17 protein-coding genes are annotated in these 16,910 nt (G+C 70.9%); 10 read left to right on the forward strand and 7 right to left on the reverse strand.

The genetic code is table 11. The features are described from left to right. Positions 1 to 9: 9 nt before the first annotated feature. From LRF89_RS08515 to LRF89_RS08535, 5 genes are all read right to left on the reverse strand, one after another. A complete protein-coding gene (locus LRF89_RS08515) occupies positions 10 to 2,004 on the reverse strand; it encodes a DedA family protein (protein WP_201172156.1) in 1,995 nt (664 codons plus the stop codon). 144 nt (positions 2,005 to 2,148) lie between these two features. Further along, complete coding sequence (hemL, locus tag LRF89_RS08520) at positions 2,149 to 3,429, reverse strand: glutamate-1-semialdehyde 2,1-aminomutase (protein WP_201172158.1); 1,281 nt, start codon at positions 3,427 to 3,429, stop codon at positions 2,149 to 2,151. 42 nt (positions 3,430 to 3,471) lie between these two features. After that, positions 3,472 to 4,101, reverse strand: coding sequence for a thiamine phosphate synthase (gene thiE, locus LRF89_RS08525; protein ID WP_201172160.1), 630 nt, complete (start codon positions 4,099 to 4,101; stop codon positions 3,472 to 3,474). A gap of 7 nt (positions 4,102 to 4,108) precedes the next feature. Beyond that, positions 4,109 to 4,279 carry a rubredoxin gene (locus LRF89_RS08530; RefSeq protein ID WP_201172163.1) on the reverse strand — a complete coding sequence of 57 codons (171 nt, stop codon included), beginning with the start codon at positions 4,277 to 4,279 and terminating at the stop codon, positions 4,109 to 4,111. Between the two features lie 33 nt (positions 4,280 to 4,312). Further along, the gene (locus LRF89_RS08535) at positions 4,313 to 5,593 is read right to left on the reverse strand and encodes an MFS transporter (RefSeq protein WP_201172562.1); all 1,281 of its coding nucleotides are present in this window, start codon (positions 5,591 to 5,593) and stop codon (positions 4,313 to 4,315) included. 149 nt (positions 5,594 to 5,742) lie between these two features. On the opposite strand from LRF89_RS08535, the gene LRF89_RS08540 reads away from it, so the two are divergent. From LRF89_RS08540 to zapD, 10 genes are all read left to right on the forward strand, one after another. Next, positions 5,743 to 7,032: a DEAD/DEAH box helicase gene (locus tag LRF89_RS08540; RefSeq protein ID WP_238634024.1), complete on the forward strand. Its 1,290-nt coding sequence runs from the start codon at positions 5,743 to 5,745 to the stop codon at positions 7,030 to 7,032. Between the two features lie 85 nt (positions 7,033 to 7,117). Further along, positions 7,118 to 7,552, forward strand: a complete 435-nt coding sequence (locus LRF89_RS08545) for a CBS domain-containing protein (protein ID WP_201172183.1) — start codon at positions 7,118 to 7,120, stop codon at positions 7,550 to 7,552. A gap of 21 nt (positions 7,553 to 7,573) precedes the next feature. After that, positions 7,574 to 8,473: a motility protein A gene (locus LRF89_RS08550; protein ID WP_238634023.1), complete on the forward strand. Its 900-nt coding sequence runs from the start codon at positions 7,574 to 7,576 to the stop codon at positions 8,471 to 8,473. Between the two features lie 15 nt (positions 8,474 to 8,488). Continuing rightward, positions 8,489 to 9,217 carry an OmpA family protein gene (locus tag LRF89_RS13600; protein WP_201172198.1) on the forward strand — a complete coding sequence of 243 codons (729 nt, stop codon included), beginning with the start codon at positions 8,489 to 8,491 and terminating at the stop codon, positions 9,215 to 9,217. Positions 9,218 to 9,279: 62 nt separating this feature from the next. Continuing rightward, positions 9,280 to 9,960 carry a rhomboid family intramembrane serine protease gene (locus LRF89_RS08560; RefSeq protein ID WP_201172200.1) on the forward strand — a complete coding sequence of 227 codons (681 nt, stop codon included), beginning with the start codon at positions 9,280 to 9,282 and terminating at the stop codon, positions 9,958 to 9,960. A 75-nt stretch (positions 9,961 to 10,035) separates the two neighbouring features. Then, entirely contained in the window at positions 10,036 to 11,196 is a 1,161-nt protein-coding gene (locus LRF89_RS08565) for a GspE/PulE family protein (RefSeq protein ID WP_201172202.1), read from the forward strand. Next, positions 11,184 to 12,374 (forward strand): type II secretion system F family protein, encoded by a 1,191-nt coding sequence (locus LRF89_RS08570; protein WP_201172204.1) that lies wholly within the window; start codon positions 11,184 to 11,186, stop codon positions 12,372 to 12,374. Before LRF89_RS08565 ends, LRF89_RS08570 begins: the two co-directional genes overlap by 13 nt. Before the next feature lie 52 nt (positions 12,375 to 12,426). Continuing rightward, a complete protein-coding gene (locus LRF89_RS08575; RefSeq protein WP_238636907.1) occupies positions 12,427 to 13,281 on the forward strand; it encodes a prepilin peptidase in 855 nt (284 codons plus the stop codon). Next, positions 13,278 to 13,910, forward strand: coding sequence for a dephospho-CoA kinase (gene coaE, locus LRF89_RS08580; protein ID WP_201172208.1), 633 nt, complete (start codon positions 13,278 to 13,280; stop codon positions 13,908 to 13,910). Before LRF89_RS08575 ends, coaE begins: the two co-directional genes overlap by 4 nt. Before the next feature lie 11 nt (positions 13,911 to 13,921). Further along, positions 13,922 to 14,707 carry a cell division protein ZapD gene (gene zapD, locus LRF89_RS08585; RefSeq protein ID WP_201172209.1) on the forward strand — a complete coding sequence of 262 codons (786 nt, stop codon included), beginning with the start codon at positions 13,922 to 13,924 and terminating at the stop codon, positions 14,705 to 14,707. A gap of 13 nt (positions 14,708 to 14,720) precedes the next feature. On the opposite strand, the gene LRF89_RS08590 is transcribed toward zapD, so the two are convergent. Both LRF89_RS08590 and argJ read right to left on the reverse strand, forming a co-directional pair. Then, entirely contained in the window at positions 14,721 to 15,695 is a 975-nt protein-coding gene (locus tag LRF89_RS08590) for a Nudix family hydrolase (RefSeq protein ID WP_338018516.1), read from the reverse strand. A gap of 11 nt (positions 15,696 to 15,706) precedes the next feature. After that, positions 15,707 to 16,909, reverse strand: a complete 1,203-nt coding sequence (gene argJ / locus LRF89_RS08595) for a bifunctional glutamate N-acetyltransferase/amino-acid acetyltransferase ArgJ (protein WP_238636908.1) — start codon at positions 16,907 to 16,909, stop codon at positions 15,707 to 15,709. Between the last annotated feature and the right edge of the window lies 1 nt (position 16,910).

Genomic DNA, 16,910 nt, shown 5'->3' on the forward strand with positions numbered 1-16,910 from the left:
CGGGGGGGGTCAGCGACCAGCGTCGCCGGACAGGGCCCGGGCGGGCAAGATGCGGATCGGCTGTGCCGGCTCCAGGATGCGTAGATCCCCCGTGGTCAACAGCCGATCCACCACACGGATGCGCTCACCGGGTGTCACCGGCCGAGACTGGATCGCCGCCACCGGCCAGCCGCTCTGGATGCGCTCCACCTCCAGGCTGACCAGCCACACCGATGCCGCCTCGCCCGTGACGCTCATCGGCGCCGGCCACAGGCGCAGTACCAACCGTCGCTCCGAATCGGCCGGTATCACCCGAATCAGCGCCGGCAGACGCCCCCGGTACCAGCGCGGCAGCGGCGCCATTCGGTACAGATCCGGCTCCGGCTGCAACCAGCGCAACGCCCCGTAGAGGCGGCGCTGGGGCTCCTGCCAGCCGGCTTCATCGAGCCGGGCAACCAGTGTCTCCGGCTCCGCCAACCACTGCAGGTCCACCGCACGGCGGCCGCCGTCAAGCCAACGCAGTTCCCGTCCGAACGCGTGCGCCGGCCCCACCTCCAGCCACTCGGCAACCGTCAGCTCCGGCGGATCGGCCTGGGCGACGAAGCGCTGGCGCTCCTCGGGGAGGATCAACGCCGCCTTCACCACCACCCCAGCCACCAGGACCAGGGCCACGATGGCCGGCAAGGTTCGCTCCGGAAGGCGCCGCTGTGAAGCCGTGCGCGCCAGCACCACCAGCCCGGCGATGACCACGCCCAGCAGCAGGCCGCCCACCGCATCCGCCAGCCACAAATCCCCGACCACCACACCGCCGATTGCGGCCAGCAGCGGGATCCCCACCCCCACCACCTGCACCGGGCGGCGCAGCGGCCCGTAGGCCACCGTGGCCAGGACCCCTGAGGCCAGGACCAGCGTCGTGAAGCCGGCCAGCGCCGGCGACGGGAAGGCCAGCGGTGGGGCGCCGCGGTAGAGCGTGGCGGTGCTCAAGTTGCCACTGACCACCCCCAGCAGCACCGCCAACAGGGCCGCTGCAGGGACGATCAGGCCGAGCACGGCGGCCACCCGCAGGCGACCGCCCCAGGCCACCCAGGCCACCCCGGCCAGCCAGGCCGGCACCCAGGCCTGCGGCTCGAGGAGCAGGGCCGGCATGACGAAAGCCGCGCGCAGGCCGGTATCCAGTTCGCTCATCAGCACCGCCAGCAGCGCCTCGTCCACCAGCGTTGGCCCGCCCCACCACCCCTGGTACAGGGTCAGCACCATCAGGGCGAGCAGCGCCGCCCACCAGATCCACCCGGCGCCATAACTGAATGCGCGCAGGGCGTGGCGCGGACCACTAAGCACCTGGGCGGCCACCGGATGAACCCTTCCCCAGGCCCGGGCCCGCCAGGCGATCAGGGCCGCCGCCCGGCGCAGGCGCGGCGCGATCAGGTGGCGCGCCAGCCACCAGCCGGCCCAAACAGCGATCAGGGCGATCAGCAGCAGCGCCCCAAGGCGCAGCGACACCGATGCGGCCACGGCCAGCGAGGCGCCGAAGACCATCCCTGGCAGCAGGTAGGCCGGCGCCCAGAGCACCGCCGAGACCAGGTTCACGAGCAGGAAGGGCCGCGGCGGCATGTTCATCATGCCGGCGATGGCCGGGATGATCCCCCGCACCGGGCCCACGAAACGTCCAAAGAAGAGGCTCTTGCCACCGTGAGCAGCGAAGAAGGCGTCCCCCTTGGCGAGGGCACCGGGGTAGCGGCGCAGCGGCCAGTAGGTGCGCAGCCGATCGCCGAAGTGGCGACCGAGCCAATAGCTGATGGAGTCGCCGACGAAAGCCCCGGAAAAGGCGGCGACCAGACTCGGCCATAGCTCCAGATGCCCGGTGCCCACCAGGGCCCCCGCGAAGAACAGCAGCGTGGCACCGGGGACGATCAGACCGGCCACCACCACCCCCTCGCAGAGGGCGATGAGGAAGATGACCAAGGTGGCCCAGCCCGGGTGGGCCGCCACCCAGTCGAGCAGACCGGCGATCCAGGAGAGATCCATCAGTTCGCTGCTCCAGGCTGTCGGTCCCCGCTCGGGACAGACCTGCCCGCAGATAAAAAGATCCGGAGGGGCCGCAGCCCCGCCGGATCCGTGGATGCGCAGGTCCGGGCCGGCAGCGGCCCACCCGCGCGCGCCCGCACCCGCCTAGACGCGGGCGAAGGCACGCTCGGCGGCGTCCAGGGTCTCCTGCACCGCCGTGTCGTCGTGGGCCAGCGAGACGAAGCCGGCCTCGAAGGCCGCCGGCGCCAGGTAGACGCCCTCTTCCAGCATGGCGTGGAAGAAGCGGTTGAACGCCTCGAGGTCGCAGGCCTTGACCTGGTCGAAGCGGGTGACCGGCGCGTCTTCCGTGAAGAACAGGCCGAACATGCTCCCGGCCTGGTTCGTGGCCAGCGGGATGCCGGCGGCATCGGCCCGCTCCTTGATGCCGTCGACCACGCGCGTGGTGGTCTGCTCCAGACCCTCGAACGCCCCCGGGGCGGTGATCCGCTCCAGGGTCGCCAGCCCGGCGGCCATGGTCACCGGATTGCCGGAGAGCGTCCCGGCTTGGTAGACGCCACCGGTGGGGGCCAACCCTTCCATGATCTCGCGCCGGCCGCCGAAGGCGCCCACCGGCATGCCGCCGCCGACCACCTTACCCAGGCAGGTCAGGTCCGGGGTGATGCCGTAGCGCCCCTGGGCGCACTGCGGCCCGACGCGGAAGCCGGTCATGACCTCATCGAAGATCAGCAGGGCGTCGGTGCGGTCGCAGACCTCGCGCAGCTTCTCCAGGAAACCGGGCACCGGCGGCACGCAGTTCATGTTGCCGGCCACCGGCTCGACGATCACCGCGGCGATCTCGCTACCATGCTCGTTGAAGCACTGCTCCACCGCCTCGATGTCGTTGTAGGGCACGGTCAGGGTCTCGGCGACCACAGCCTCCGGGACGCCGGGGCACCCGGGCACGCCCAGGGTCAGGGCCCCGGAACCGGCCTGGGCCAGCAGCGCGTCGACGTGGCCGTGGTAATTGCCCTGGAACTTGACGATCTTGTCGCGCCCGGTGAAGCCACGAGCCAGGCGCAGGGCGCTCATGGTCGCCTCCGTGCCGGAGTTGACCAGGCGCACCATCTCCAGCGACGGCACGTGCTGGCAGAGGGTGCGGGCCATCTCCACCTCAAGTTCCACCGGGGTCCCGAAGGACAGCCCACGCGCGGCGGTCTCCTGCACGCGCCGGACGATCTCGGGATCCGCGTGACCGGCGACCAGCGGCCCCCAAGAGCAGACGTAGTCGACGTAGCGCTTGCCGTCCACGTCCCACATGTACGGCCCCTCGCCGCGCTCGAAGAAGATCGGTTCGCCGCCGACCCCCTTGAACGCGCGCACCGGGGAGTTGACACCGCCGGGGATCAGCTCCCGGGCCTGCTGGAACAACTGATGGGTGCGCTGCATGGGTACTCCTCTTGTCTTGTGATTCGGTCTCGGGACGGGATTCTACCGACTGCGCTGCCACTGGGCGACGAGCTGCCGGGCCGCCGCCTCCGCATCCTCGGCGGCGAATAGCGCGCTGACCACGGCAGCGGCGTCGGCCCCTGCGGCGGCCACCTCGTGGAGGTTCCCGGCGTCGATCCCGCCGATGGCGACGGTCGGACAGCCCGTGGCCTCGCGCCCGGTGCGCAGCAGCTCCATGGGCGCCAGGCCGGACTCCGGCTTAGTCGGCGAGGGGAAGACACTGCCGAAGGCCACGTAGTCCGCCCCCTCGGCCACCAGCCGGCGGGCCCGCTCCAGGTCGTCGTAGCACGATACGCCGATCCAGGCGGCATCGCCCAGCCGCTGCCGGGCCGCTGTCACGGAGCCGTCGTCGCGGCCCAGGTGGACCCCGTGGGCCCCGACGGCCTCGGCCAGGGCCACGTCATCATTGACCAGGAACAGGGCATCCGCGTCCGCGCAGAGCCGACGCAGCGCCGTCGCCTCACGCCGCCGACGCTCGCCGTCGTCACCCTTATCGCGGTACTGGACGATCCCCACCCCGCCGCGCAGCACGGCCGCCACGGCATCCTCGAGATCGGGGCGGGGCTGGGTCACCGCGTAGACCCCCGTCAGTTGACTTGCTCGCTTCTCCACGTCGACCTCACACCTCCATCGGCTCGAAGGCCTCCTTGCCGGCGCTGCACTCCGGGCAGAGGAAGCCCTCCGGCAGATCCTCAAAGGCAGTTCCCGGCTCGATCCCCTCGTCCGGGACCCCCTGACTCTCGTCGTACATCCAGCCACACACGGTACAAACCCAGACACGCTCGGCCACGACGGCCCCTCCCTGTATCGATTCCGACCCGCCTCACTCTACCAAAGCCTGTCCCCGTGCCCGACCCCGCGCCTCGTCGACCCCCAGGGCGACCAGGAAGGCACCGGCGAACAGCACCGCACACAGCAGGATCGCCGACTGCAGGCCGACGGCCGCCTGCAGCGCACCAACGCCGACCAAGCCGCCGGCGGCGGCCAGCTTGGTCGCCAACCCCCAGAACCCGAAGAACTCCGCGGCACGCCCCGGCGGTGCGAACAGGCCCACCAGCGTCCGCCCGGCGGACTGGCACGAGCCCAAGGCCAGGCCGGCAGCCACCCCGGCGGCGAGGAACACGTACTGTGCCTGCCACTGCGTGCCCAGCCAGCGGTTGAGCGCTTCGGTCAGCTCCGGCGTGAGCCAGATCAGCAGGATCGCCACCACCCACATCACCAGGGTCACCATGTAGGTGCGCTTGGCACCGAAACGATCCTGGGTCAGGCCGAAGCCGATGGCACCGGCCGCCGCCGAGAACTGGGTCACCACGAACATGATCAGCCGGGCCCGCTCGTCCCAGCCGATCACCTGGGCCCCGTAGATGAAGGCGTAGGCGATGACGATGGCCAGCCCCGACATGGCCATCAGCAGTGAGACCATAAACACGGCCAGATCGCGCAGGTAGCCGAGGCTGCGCAGGGTGCGCCCGACACGCTCGGCACCGAGCCGGATATAGCCCCGCCCGGCCGGCAGCCGGCGCGCCTGGCCGCGCTCGCGCAGCCACAGGAAGGTGGGGATGGCACAGATCAGGAAGAACGCGGCGGCGAAGGGCCCCACCCAGCGGATGCGGTCGAAGTTCTCCTCACTGACCTCGCCGAGGACCAGCACCGTGAACGCGGTGGCGAACAGCCCGCCGATGTAGCCCAGCGACCAGCCCAGCCCCGAGACCCGGCCCATCTCCCGCGGCCCGGCGATATCCGGCAGGAAACCGGCGATGAACGCCTCGCCCATGGAGTAGGCGTAACTGGAGATCACGATCAGCACGAAACCGAGGACGACGTATCCCGGCTCCACCCAGTAGAGCGCCGCGGTGGCGGCGACGGTGGTGATATAGCTGAGGAAAAGGAAGCGGCGCTTGGCCGCCGCGTAATCCATGACCGCGCCGAAGATCGGCGCGGTGGCCACCACGCCCAGATAGCTCAGCGCCAGCGCCGTGCTCCACAGCAGGTTGCCCAGCCGGTAGTCGTCGCCGCCGTCGCCGACGATCACCCGTGTGAACAGGTCGCCGTAGATGACGGTGATGATCAGCAGGGTGTAGGCCTGATTGGCGAAATCGAACATCGCCCAGCCGAACACCTCGCGCCGCGGCGCCCTGCTCGTTGCCCAGACCACGGGACCTCCCGCCAATCGGCCACCTTACGCCGGACACCGTACAGGGAGAGCCGCCCGGCGGCTAGCGGGCGGCGGCGGAGTCCGGTACCCTGAACGGCATGAGCGAAACTCACCTGACCGATCAGCGTTTTACCGACCTACCCATCCACGACGCGGTGCTCGACGGACTCGATGACGCGGGCCTGACCCACTGCACCCCGATCCAGGCGGAGACCCTGCCCCGGACGCTGGCCGGCGGCAACATCGCCGGCGAGGCGCAGACCGGAACCGGCAAGACCGCCGCCTTTGTCATCGCCACCCTCCACCATCTGATGAGCCATCCGGTGGACGAGGACGCCGTCGGCCCCTGGGCGATCATGCTCGCCCCGACCCGCGAGCTGGCCCTGCAGATCTACCACGACGCCGAGCAGATCGGTGCCTACACCGGCCTGAAGTTCGCCGCCGTCTACGGTGGCACCGGCTACGATTCGCAGCGCCAGCAGCTCCAGGACGGGGTCGATGTCATCATCGGCACACCCGGGCGGATCATCGACTTTTACAAGCAGAAGGTCTTCAGCCTGCGCAACATCGAGGTGGTGGTCCTTGACGAGGCCGATCGCATGTTCGACCTCGGCTTCATCTCGGACATCCGCTTCCTGCTCCGGCGCATGCCCCGGGCCGAGCAGCGGCTCAACCTGCTATTCTCCGCCACCCTCTCCTACCGGGTCATGGAGCTGGCCTGGGAGCACATGGGCGACCCACCCCGGGTGGCGGTAGAGAGCGAGCAGCGCACCGCCGATCACGTCCGCCAGACGCTCTACCACGTGGCCAAGGAGGACAAGACCTCCTTCGTGGTCGGGCTGCTGCAGCACATCGACCCACGGCGTACCCTGATCTTCGCCAACACCAAGCGCGCCGCCGAGCGCCTGGTGGGCTACCTCAAGGGCAACGGCATCGAGGCGGCGGTCATCTCCGGCGACATCCCGCAGAACAAGCGCGAACAGCTGCTTGAACGCTTCCGCAGCGGCGATCTGCCGGTGCTGGTCGGCACCGACGTGGCCGCTCGCGGGCTGCACATCGACGCCGTCAGCCACGTCATCAACTTCGACCTGCCCAACGATCCGGAGGACTACGTCCACCGCATCGGGCGCACGGCGCGTGCCGGCGAGAGCGGCGATGCCATCTCCCTGGCCTGCGATGAATACGTCTTCTCGCTGCCGGACATCGAGGCGTACCTGACCGAGAAGATCCCCTCGGCGCCGCCGCCGCAGGAGTATTTCGCCGAGCTGGCGCCGCCGAAGATGCCGCGCAAGCCGCGCAACGGCGGAGGCCCGCGCCGTTCCGGGGGGCAGAGCGGACGTGGACCGTCTTCGCGCCGGCGCAGCAGCGGGGCGCGGAGTTCGCGCTGAGGCGTCTGGTCTCGCCCCGCGCGGGCGTGTCATAGTCGGAGGCGAGGGGCGCGACCGCCGGGGCAGACAAGGCGAACGGGAGACCATGTACGACTTCCTCAGCTACCGCGTAAGCGATTACATGACCACGGCGCCGAAGACGGTGGGCCACGAGACCCCGCTGCGCGAGCTCCAGCGCCTGTTCGACGCCCACGACTTCAACGGCGTGCCCGTGGTGGACGAGCAGCAGCGGCTGCTCGGGCTGGCCACCAAGCTCGACCTGCTCAAGGCGTTCACCTTCACCCCGGACGCCATGGTGCCGCGCTACGACGCCATCATGGAGCGTCCGGTCCACGAGGTCATGACCCGCGAGCCCATCACGGTGCCACCGGACCTGCCCCTGACCCGCGTCCTGCAGCGCATGGTGGACATGCGCACCAAGGGGTTCCCGGTGGTCGATGACGAAGGTCGCGTGGTCGGCGTGATCGCCCGCGAGGATCTGCTTGGCGCCCTGCGGGACGCCACCAGCAGCACCGGCTAGGCAGCAGAGGGCCGCACCCCCATGAACCCGTCTACCCTGGTCGGCATCATCGGCGGGTTGATCCTGGTCGGCTCCGTGCTGTTCATCGCCGCGGAAGAGGCGCTGGTCTTCCTCAACTTCCCCGGCTTGGCGATCGTCATCGGCGGCACCCTGGCCGCCACCTTCCTCGCCTACCCCATGGACGAGGTCCTGCGGGTCTTCCGCCTGGTGTGGATCGTCATCCGCAACGAGCGCGTCTACACCCGCGACGACATGGAGGAGCTGATCCGCATCTCGCAGCTCTGGTTCAAGGGTGACGTGCGGGCGGTGGAGGACGCGCTGGAGAACGTGGCCAACCCCTTCCTGCGCACCGGGGTGCAGCTGCTCATCGACCTGACACCGGAGGAGGACATCCTCGACCTGCTGCAGTGGCGCATCCAGCGGCTGCGCGCCAAGGAACACGCCGAGGCGCAGATCTTCCGGGTCATGGCCTCCTTTGCGCCGGCGTTCGGCATGATCGGCACCCTGGTGGGGCTGATCAACATGATGTTCATCCTCGACGACGGCGACATCGCCCAGATCGGCCAGCAGATGGGCGTGGCACTGCTGACCACGTTCTATGGCATCCTCCTCGCCAACCTCGTCCTCAAGCCCATCGCGGTGAAGCTCGAGCGGCGCACCGAGCAGCGGCTGGTGACCCTGAACATGATCCTCCAGGGCATCTCGCTGATGTGCCAGAAGCGCAACCCGACCCTCATGCGCGAGACGCTGCACTCGTTCATCGCCCAGTACAAGGACGAGATCCGGGACCCGGACCTGATCCAGCAGCTCGAGGAGACCAGCCAGCGCGCCGCGGCCGCCGCCAACTCCCCGACTGGCGGCCAGGGCGGTGGCAGGCCGGAGGCGCGCGGCGGCGACCGCCCCGCCGGCGCCGAGCGCTGACCCCGGGGGCAAATCGTGGCCGAGCAGACCCCCAGCAACCGCCGCACCCGACAGTTCAACCGGCAGGTCCAACCGGAGGGCGACAAGGAGGAGGACAACAGCTGGCTGCTGGTCTACCTCGACGTCATCACCCTCCTGCTGATCGTTTTCGTCATCCTCCTCGCACTGCTCGAGCCGGAGGAGGACGATGACCGCGAGGGCCTCGGCGACGGCGTCCTGGAGGGGCGCGAGCATATCCTCGAGGGTGACCCCAGCGTGCTCGAGGGGCTGCCGGCCCCGCTGGATGAGCCCGACCCCGTTGAAGTCCCCGCGGAACTCGAGGAGGCCGGCATCCAGGCCGTGGGCGAGGAGGAGACCCTCACCTTCCGGCTCGACGACGCCGTACTCTTCGAGACCGGACGGGCCGAACTCCAGGCTGAAGGCCAGGACGCCATCGACGAGCTGGTCCCGATCCTCGAGGCCACCGGGGTGCGCCTGTCGGTGGAGGGGCATACCGACAACATCCCCATCGCCACCGAGCAGTTCCCGTCGAACTGGGAGCTCTCCTCGGCGCGGGCCAGTGCCGTTCTGCGCTACCTCGAGCAACAGGGCCTGGACCCGCGACGGATGCGCGCCATCGGCTACGGCGACATCCGCCCGATCGCCGACAACGAGACCGCCGAGGGGCGCGCCGAAAACCGCCGGGTGGAGATCACCCTGCACTTCGGCACCGATAGCCCGCCGGAAGATCTGCCGCTGCCGTAGGCAAGCAGCCGGGCACCGGCGATACTGACCCCTGGAGACCGACTGGAGACCCGAGCCCCGAGATGGACAACGCTGGCCCGCCCACCCTGTCGAACTTTCCGCCGGTCATCGGCTTCCTGCTGACGGCGAACATCCTCATCTTCCTGCTGCAGATCGTGATCGGGCCGCAACTGCTGATCACCGTCTTCGGACTCTGGCCGCTGACCGGGGGGCTGGACCTACCCCCGACCATGGGGCCGCTACCCGATTTCCAAATCTGGCAGCTGCTCACCTACGGCTTCCTGCACGGCGGGCTGCTGCACCTGTTCGTGAACCTCTTCGCCATGTGGATCCTCGGCGTCCACCTGGAGTACGCGTGGGGCTCACGGACCTTCGCGCTCTACTTCTTCATCTGCGTCATCGGCGCCGGTCTGGTCCAGCTGTTCGTCGCCACCCAGGCAGCGGCGGATGGCCAGATCTACCCGACCGTCGGCGCCTCGGGCGGGGTGTTCGGCATCCTCCTGGCCTTCGGCATGATGTTCCCCAACTACCGGCTGATGCTGCTCATCCCGCCAATCCCGATCAAGGCGAAGTACTTCGTCATCGGCTACGGCGCGTTCGAGTTGTTCGCCGGCATCACCGGCACGGTGGCCGGCATCGCCCACTTCGCCCACCTCGGCGGCATGGTGGTCGGCTTCCTGCTGATCCAGTACTGGCGCGGCAAGCTGCCGATCAAACCGCGGTACCAGCGCTTCCACTGGTAGGCCCCTTCCCCCGTCGGGGCCGACCGGTCTACGCTGGAGCTTCGCTTCAGGGACGAAGCCGAAGGAGAACGCATCATGGACGACGATCGTGCCACGGTCCGCCTCGTGGACCGTCTCCTGGCCGACGCCGTGCGGCGTCGGGCCTCGGACATCCACCTTCAGCCGGAAGCCGACCGGATCCGCGTGCGGCTGCGTATCGACGGCCTGCTGCGCGAAGCCGAGGCCCCGCCGGCCGCCCTGCACGGGCGCATCGCCGCGCGCATCAAACTGCTCGCTGGGATGGACGTCGCCGAGCAGCGCCTGCCGCAGGACGGTCGCCTGGAAGCCCGCGACGGTGACGGCCACCGCGTGCAGTTCCGCGTCGCCAGCTGCCCCGGGGTCCACGGCGAAAAGCTGGTCTTGCGCCTGATCGAGCAGGACGCCCCGACCACCCTCGAGGCCCTGGGCCTGCCCGATCCCGCCCGGCAGGCCCTGGAGGCGGCCCTTGACCGCCCCGACGGCCTGATCCTGGTCACCGGACCCACCGGCTCCGGCAAGACGGCGACGCTGCACGCTGCGCTGCGCCGGCTGAACACCCCCGAGCGCAACATCTGCGCCGTCGAGGATCCCGTGGAACTGGACACCCCCGGGGTGACCCACGTGGCCGTCAACCGCCGCGCCGGCATCGACTTCGCCCGGGCCTTGCGCGCCTTCCTGCGCCAGGACCCGGACGTGATCATGGTCGGCGAGATCCGCGACGCCGAGACCGCAGCCATCGCCGTCAAGGCGGCGCAGACCGGTCACCTGGTCCTCTCCACCCTGCACACGCGCAGCGCCCCCGGGGCGGTAGAGCGCCTGGCACAGATGGGCTTGCCTGGCCACGATCTGGCCTCCAGCCTCTCCCTGGTCGTGGCCCAGCGGCTGGTCCGCCGCCTCTGCCCGGCGTGCCGGGACACCACCGAGACGGCGCCGCAGCCGATGGCGGCAGAGCCGCCCGGCGACTACGCCCGCCGCGGCTGTCCACAGTGTCAGGACGGCTACTGCGGGCGACGCGGTATCTTCCAGGTCATGCCACTCACGCGGACGGTGGCCGATGCCGTACTCGCCGGGGCCTCGGCCCGCGAGATCGAGACACGCGCCCGGGCGGACGGCATCCCGGACCTGCACGACGCCGGTTGGCCGCTGGTGGAGGCCGGCGAGACCAGCGCCACCGAGCTGCGTCGGGTCACCCACGAGGCCGACTCTTGGCCCGCCTGAGCTGGCGTGGCCTCGACCGCGGCGGGCGTCGCCTGGGCGGAAGCTGCCACGCCGATTCACCGGCCGCCCTGCGTTACGCCCTGGCCGAGTGGGGGGTGGCGGTGACCGACGTGCGGCGCCAACCGGCCCGACCCCGGCGGCGCCGCACGCGCAGCGTCGAGCGCGCCGCCGCCCTCCGCCGGCTGGCCTCGGTGCTGGAGGCCGGGGCGCCGTTCAGCGAGGCCCTGCGCGTGGCGGCGGCCCAGGCCCCCACACCGGCGCTGCGCCAGGGGTTGCGCGGGGTGCGCCACGCGGTCGAGCGTGGCACCGATCCGGCCACCGCCTTCCGCAGTCAGTTTCCGGGGCTGCGCCCGGTCCATGGCGCCCTGCTCGCCGCCGGCACGTGGACCGGCGACCTACCCGCAGCCCTCGGCAGCGTCGCCACCGAGATCGAGCGCGAGGCGGCCATCGTCGCACTGCTGCGCCGCGCCCTGAGCTACCCGGCGGTGGTGGCGACAGCCGCCCTGGCCTTGATCAGCCTGCTGCTGACGGCGGTGGTCCCCCGCTTCGAGGGCTTGTTCCAACAGGGGGGCGAGCCCCTGCCGGCCCCAACACGGGCCGTGCTGACCGCTTCCGAGCTTTTCGCCGTGACGGCACCAGTGGTGGTGCTCGGCGGCCTGGCAGCAGGCATGGCCCTCACAATGGCGGTGCGCCGTCATCCGGTCCGACGGCAGCGACTCGCCGCACTCGTTGCCCGCCTGCCCTGGCTCGGCGGCCTCCTGCTCGAGGCGGCACTGGCCCGCTGGGCAGCCACCCTGGCGCGCCTGTACGGTGCCGGTGTACCCCTGCTCGAAGCCCTGCCGCGCGCGGCCGATGCGGCCGGGGGCGCCGGCCTGGGGCCGCGCCTGAGCCGACTGCACAAACGCATCGAGGCGGGCGAGCCACTGGCCGCGGCCCTGCGCGAGCACCTTCCCGAGGCGCGGGAGATCAGCCAGCTGGTGGCCATCGGCGAGAACAGCGGACGCCTCGAGGAGATGCTCCACGACGCCGCGACACTGCATCAGCAGCGGCTGGAGGAGCGCCTTCAGCGCGCCGGCGCCCTGCTCGAGCCGGCCCTGATCGTCCTGCTCGGTGTCATCACCGCCGGGGTGGTCGGCGCACTCTACCTGCCGATCTTTCGCATGGGCACGACACTGTGATCCGCCCCCCCCTACAATGGGCGCCCGTTACCCGGCACAGGCGCGGAGAGCCATGGAGACGTGGAATCAGTTACCCGAATGGATCATCTGGGGCGGTGCCGGCCTGCTCGGCCTGCTGGTGGGCAGCTTCCTCAATGTGGTTGTCCACCGCCTGCCGGCTATGCTCGAGCGGCGCTGGAGCCACGAGGCCCGGGACATCCTCGGTACCGAGTCGGAGGGCGCCGCAGAGACGACCTACCACCTGGGCTGGCCGCCGTCGCACTGCCCCCAATGCCAGCGCCGCCTGCGGGCGTGGGAGAACATCCCGCTGCTGAGCTACCTGCTCCAGCGCGGGTGCTGCCGCGGCTGCCGGGCTCGCATCCCGGCGCGCTACCCGATCATCGAGGCGCTCACCGGCATTGCCACGGCGACGGTCGTGGCCAGCCACGGGCTCTCCCCGCTGATCATCGGCCCGCTGCTACTGACCTGGGTCCTGATCGCTGCGGCGGCCATCGACTATGAACACTACCTCCTCCCGGACGCGCTGACCCTGCCGGTGCTCTGGCTCGGCCTGATCTGGAGCATCGTCGACCCCGGCTCACCGACACCCACCGATGCCATCCTCGGTGCCGTGGCGGGCTACCTGGCGCTGTGGGCCATCTTCCACGGTCACCGCCTGGTCACCGGGCGCGAGGGCATGGGCTACGGCGACTTCAAGCTGACCGCCGCCCTCGGGGCCTGGCTGGGCTGGCAGGCCCTACCGGCCCTGGTGCTCTTCGCCGCCCTGACCGGGCTGGCAGTGGCGGTGCTGCTCGCCGTGCGCAGCCGCCCCCTCGGCCAGCCCCTGCCCTTCGGCCCGGCGCTGGCCGTGGCCGGCTGGCTGCTGCTGGTGCTGTCGCCCGCCGGCGTGGCCTGGCAGCTGGTATGACAACGCGCGCGAAGACCCGGTGCATCGGACTGACCGGCGGCATCGCCAGCGGCAAGAGCACGGTGGCGGGACTCTTCGCCGCCCGCGGCGTGCCGGTGATCGACACCGACCTGCTGGCCCGCGAGGTGGTGGCGCCCGGCACCGAGGGCCTCGCCGCCGTCGTCGCGACCTTCGGCGCGGCTGTGCTCACGGAGGCCGGCCAGCTCGATCGCGCCGCCCTGGGTCGGCGCATCTTCGCCGACGACGAGGCCCGACGCACCCTCGAGGCCATCCTCCACCCACGCATCCGGCAGCGGTTGCGGGCCAGACTGGCGTGCCTGCGTGCCCCTTATGCCGTCGCAGTGGTACCTTTATTGGTTGAGACTGGCATGGACCGCGACATGGACGCGGTGGTGGTGGTCGACCTGCCAGAGGCCCAACAGCGCGAGCGACTCATGGCCCGCGATGGCCTCGGGCAGGAAACGGCCGAGCAACGACTGGCCAGCCAGGCGAGCCGCAGCCAGCGCCTGGCCGTGGCCGATTACGTCATCGACAACAGCCGTGCGCGCGGCTCACTGGCCGGGCAGGTGGCCGAGGTGCACCGCCAGCTGCTGGCCCGGGCCCGCCGCGCACCCCCCGATCAGGAGTGAGACGCACCGCGATGAGTGACAAGAACCAGGACTGGGTCGTCTACGAGCACCCGCTGAATGAACGCCTGCGCACGCTGCTGCGGCTGGAATTCCTCATGGAGACCGCCAGTGCCGCCATGGAGCGCGAGCAGATCATCGACAGCCGCATGGCGGTGGAGGCGTTCATCCACACCCTCAACGTCCTCGAGCGTGGCGAAGTGCGCTCGGAGGTCATCAAGGAACTCGACCGACTCTCCACCGAGACCGCCTACATGGGCGCCCGTGGCGTCTGGTCCGCTTCCCGGGTCCAGGAGGAGACCGACCGCTGCCGGCAACTGCTGCGCCGCGTCGGCGAGCCCGACGCAGCCCTGGGCCAGGAGCTGCGCGAGGACGAGCTGCTGGGGCTGATCACCCAGCGCTTTGGCGTCGGCGCCGGCACCTGCAACTTCGACCTGCCCAGCTACCACCGCTGGCTGAGCCGCCCCTACGACGAGCGGCGGGCCGACATGCAGCGCTGGTACGACAGCTTCGCGGACCTGCGCGCAGCGGTCACCTTTGCCCTACGTGTCCAGCGCGATGCCGGCGCGTTCGCCGACGAGGTGGCCGAGGGCGGCTCCTGGCAGCAGCGCACCCCCTACGACAGCCGGGTCACCCAGATGCTGCGCCTCCAGGCTCCGATCGAGAACGGCGTCATCCCCGAGATCAGCGGCAACCGCCACCTGGTCACCATCCGCTTCCTGCGCCAGCCGGATACCCGCAGCCGACCGGAACCGGTGGGTGCCGACGTCTCCTTCCGAATGGCGCGCTGTACGCTCTAGACCGGCGCCCACCTTACACGCCGGCCCCGGCGTGATCCGCCAGCAGGCCACGGATGGCCGCCACACCCTGCCCACCGCAGCTACGCGCCCGCGCGATATCGGCCGGCCCCACGCCGCCGAGGGCGTAGACCGGCAGGCGCGCCCCGGCCACCCACTCGGCAAAACACGCCCATCCCATACCGGTCTGCTCGGGGTGGCTGGCCGTCCACTGCACGGGCGAAAGCACGGCAAAATCGGCGCCGCAGGCGGCGGCGCGCTCCAGCTCGCCGGCATCGTGGCAGGAGGCACCGACCCAGCGCGCCCAGTGCGGGCGCTCTGGCCCAGCTTCCAGCGCGCGGCTGCTCCAGTGCACGCCGTCGGCCCCGACCGCCCGGGCCTGCTCCGCCGGCGCGTTGGCCAGCAGCCTCGCCCCGTGGGCGTCACAACGCGCACGCAGGGCGCGCCCCAGGCGCACCCAGGCCGCCGGATCCAGATCCGGGCGACGCAGCTGGACCAGGCGTACGCCCAACGCCAGGGCCGCGTCCACGCGGTCCAGCCAGGCAGCCTCATCGGTTGGCTCTGCGGGCGTGATCAGGTAGCGATCGGGGAGCTGCAGCGAGCGGATGATCGGCCAGTTGGCAGCCGGCCACGCCCGACCGCCCATCTCCTCGGCGGTGAGCCAGTCCAGGCTCTGACCCTCGCGGCCGTGGGGCTGCCCGGACCACTCGGCAACATCGAGGACGTGAAGCACCACCCGTCGATGGCCGTACGTCCACGGGACACGGATGCGCAGGGCCCCCGGTTGGATCCGGATGCCCAGCTCCTCGGCCAGTTCGCGGACCAGGGCCGCGGCCACCGACTCGCCCGGCTCGATCTTGCCCCCGGGGAACTCCCACAGACCGCCGTGATCTAGGTGCTTCGGCCGACACTGGACGAGCACGCGGCCATCACCGCCGCGAAGCACCCCAGCGGCCACGTGGATCGGTTCGGGGACGACGCCGCCTGCCACCCGGGTCTCGCTCAGGTCCGGTACTCGGCGTTGATGCGGACGTATTCCGCGGTGAGGTCGCAGGTCCACACGGTGGCGGCCGCCCCACCGCGGCCGAGGTCCACCCCTAGGCGCACCTCAGAGCCGGCCAGATACGCGGCGGCGGCCGCCTCGTCGTAGTCGGGGGCAACCGCACCGCGCTGGGCAACCACCTGGTCGCCGATGGACAGGACCACGGCATCGACGTCGAGGTCGTCGATGCCTGCCCGGCCGACGGCCGCGAGGATCCGGCCCCAGTTGGGGTCGGCCGCGGCGAGGGCGGTCTTGACCAGCGGCGACTCCGCCACCGTAAAGGCCACCCGCTCGGCCTCGGCGGCATCTTGCGCCCCCTCGACCGCGACATCCACCAGCCGCGTTGCCCCCTCGCCGTCGGCGGCGATGGCCCGGGCCAGATCGATGCAGACCGCCTCGACGGCGGCCTGGAAGCGCTCGAAGTCGCCCCCCTCATCGGGCACGCGGGGCCCCTGCCCGGTGGCAGCCAACAGGCAGGCGTCGTTGGTGGAGGTGTCTCCGTCGACGGTGACCCGGTTGAACGATCGCTCGGTGGCGCGGCGCAGGCAGTCGGCCAGGGCCGCATCGGAGATCTCGGCATCGGTGGCCAGGAAGGCGAGCATGGTGGCCATGTCCGGGCGGATCATCCCCGCCCCCTTGGCGATCCCGGTCACCGTGCAGGTACCGCCGGCCAGCGTCACCTGGTAGCTGGCGATCTTCTCCCGGGTGTCCGTGGTCTGGATACCGACCGCCGCCGCCTGCCAACCGTTTTCCTCCAGCGCCTCGAACGCCCCGGGGATGCCGGCAGTGATGCGCTCGACGGGCAGCGGCTCACCGATCACGCCGGTGGAAAAGGGGACCACGGCCTCGACGGCGCATCCGGCCTGCTCGGCCACGCCACGGCAACAGGCCAGGGCGTCGGCCTCGCCACGCTCGCCGGTCCCGGCGTTGGCGTAGCCGGTGTTGATCAGCAGATAACGCGGCGCGGTGGCGGCCAGATGGCGCTCGGCGATGCGCACCGGAGCAGCCCGGAAGCGGTTGCGGGTGAACACCGCCGCGGCACGCCCCGTCTCGGGCAAGGCCATGACCACCAGATCCGGCCGCCCGGGCTTGCGGATACCGGCCGAGACCGTACCAAGGCGGAACCCGGGCACTGGATGGACCACCGCATCTGCGCCCGACATC

Origin of the sequence: Halorhodospira sp. 9621 (assembly GCF_022228055.1) — a bacterium.
In the GTDB taxonomy this organism is placed as follows: Bacteria; Pseudomonadota; Gammaproteobacteria; order Nitrococcales; family Halorhodospiraceae; genus Halorhodospira; species Halorhodospira halophila_A.

Coding starts and splice junctions, on each gene's coding strand:
- zapD (WP_201172209.1), top strand. CDS start 13,922: ATGAGTGACAAGAACCAGGACTGGGTCGTCTACGAGCACCCGCTGAAT.
- LRF89_RS08565 (WP_201172202.1), top strand. CDS start 10,036: ATGGACGACGATCGTGCCACGGTCCGCCTCGTGGACCGTCTCCTGGCC.
- LRF89_RS08575 (WP_238636907.1), top strand. CDS start 12,427: ATGGAGACGTGGAATCAGTTACCCGAATGGATCATCTGGGGCGGTGCC.
- LRF89_RS08550 (WP_238634023.1), top strand. CDS start 7,574: ATGAACCCGTCTACCCTGGTCGGCATCATCGGCGGGTTGATCCTGGTC.
- LRF89_RS08535 (WP_201172562.1), bottom strand. CDS start 5,593: ATGTTCGATTTCGCCAATCAGGCCTACACCCTGCTGATCATCACCGTC.
- LRF89_RS08560 (WP_201172200.1), top strand. CDS start 9,280: ATGGACAACGCTGGCCCGCCCACCCTGTCGAACTTTCCGCCGGTCATC.
- coaE (WP_201172208.1), top strand. CDS start 13,278: ATGACAACGCGCGCGAAGACCCGGTGCATCGGACTGACCGGCGGCATC.
- LRF89_RS08540 (WP_238634024.1), top strand. CDS start 5,743: ATGAGCGAAACTCACCTGACCGATCAGCGTTTTACCGACCTACCCATC.
- LRF89_RS08545 (WP_201172183.1), top strand. CDS start 7,118: ATGTACGACTTCCTCAGCTACCGCGTAAGCGATTACATGACCACGGCG.
- argJ (WP_238636908.1), bottom strand. CDS start 16,909: ATGTCGGGCGCAGATGCGGTGGTCCATCCAGTGCCCGGGTTCCGCCTT.
- hemL (WP_201172158.1), bottom strand. CDS start 3,429: ATGCAGCGCACCCATCAGTTGTTCCAGCAGGCCCGGGAGCTGATCCCC.
- LRF89_RS08515 (WP_201172156.1), bottom strand. CDS start 2,004: ATGGATCTCTCCTGGATCGCCGGTCTGCTCGACTGGGTGGCGGCCCAC.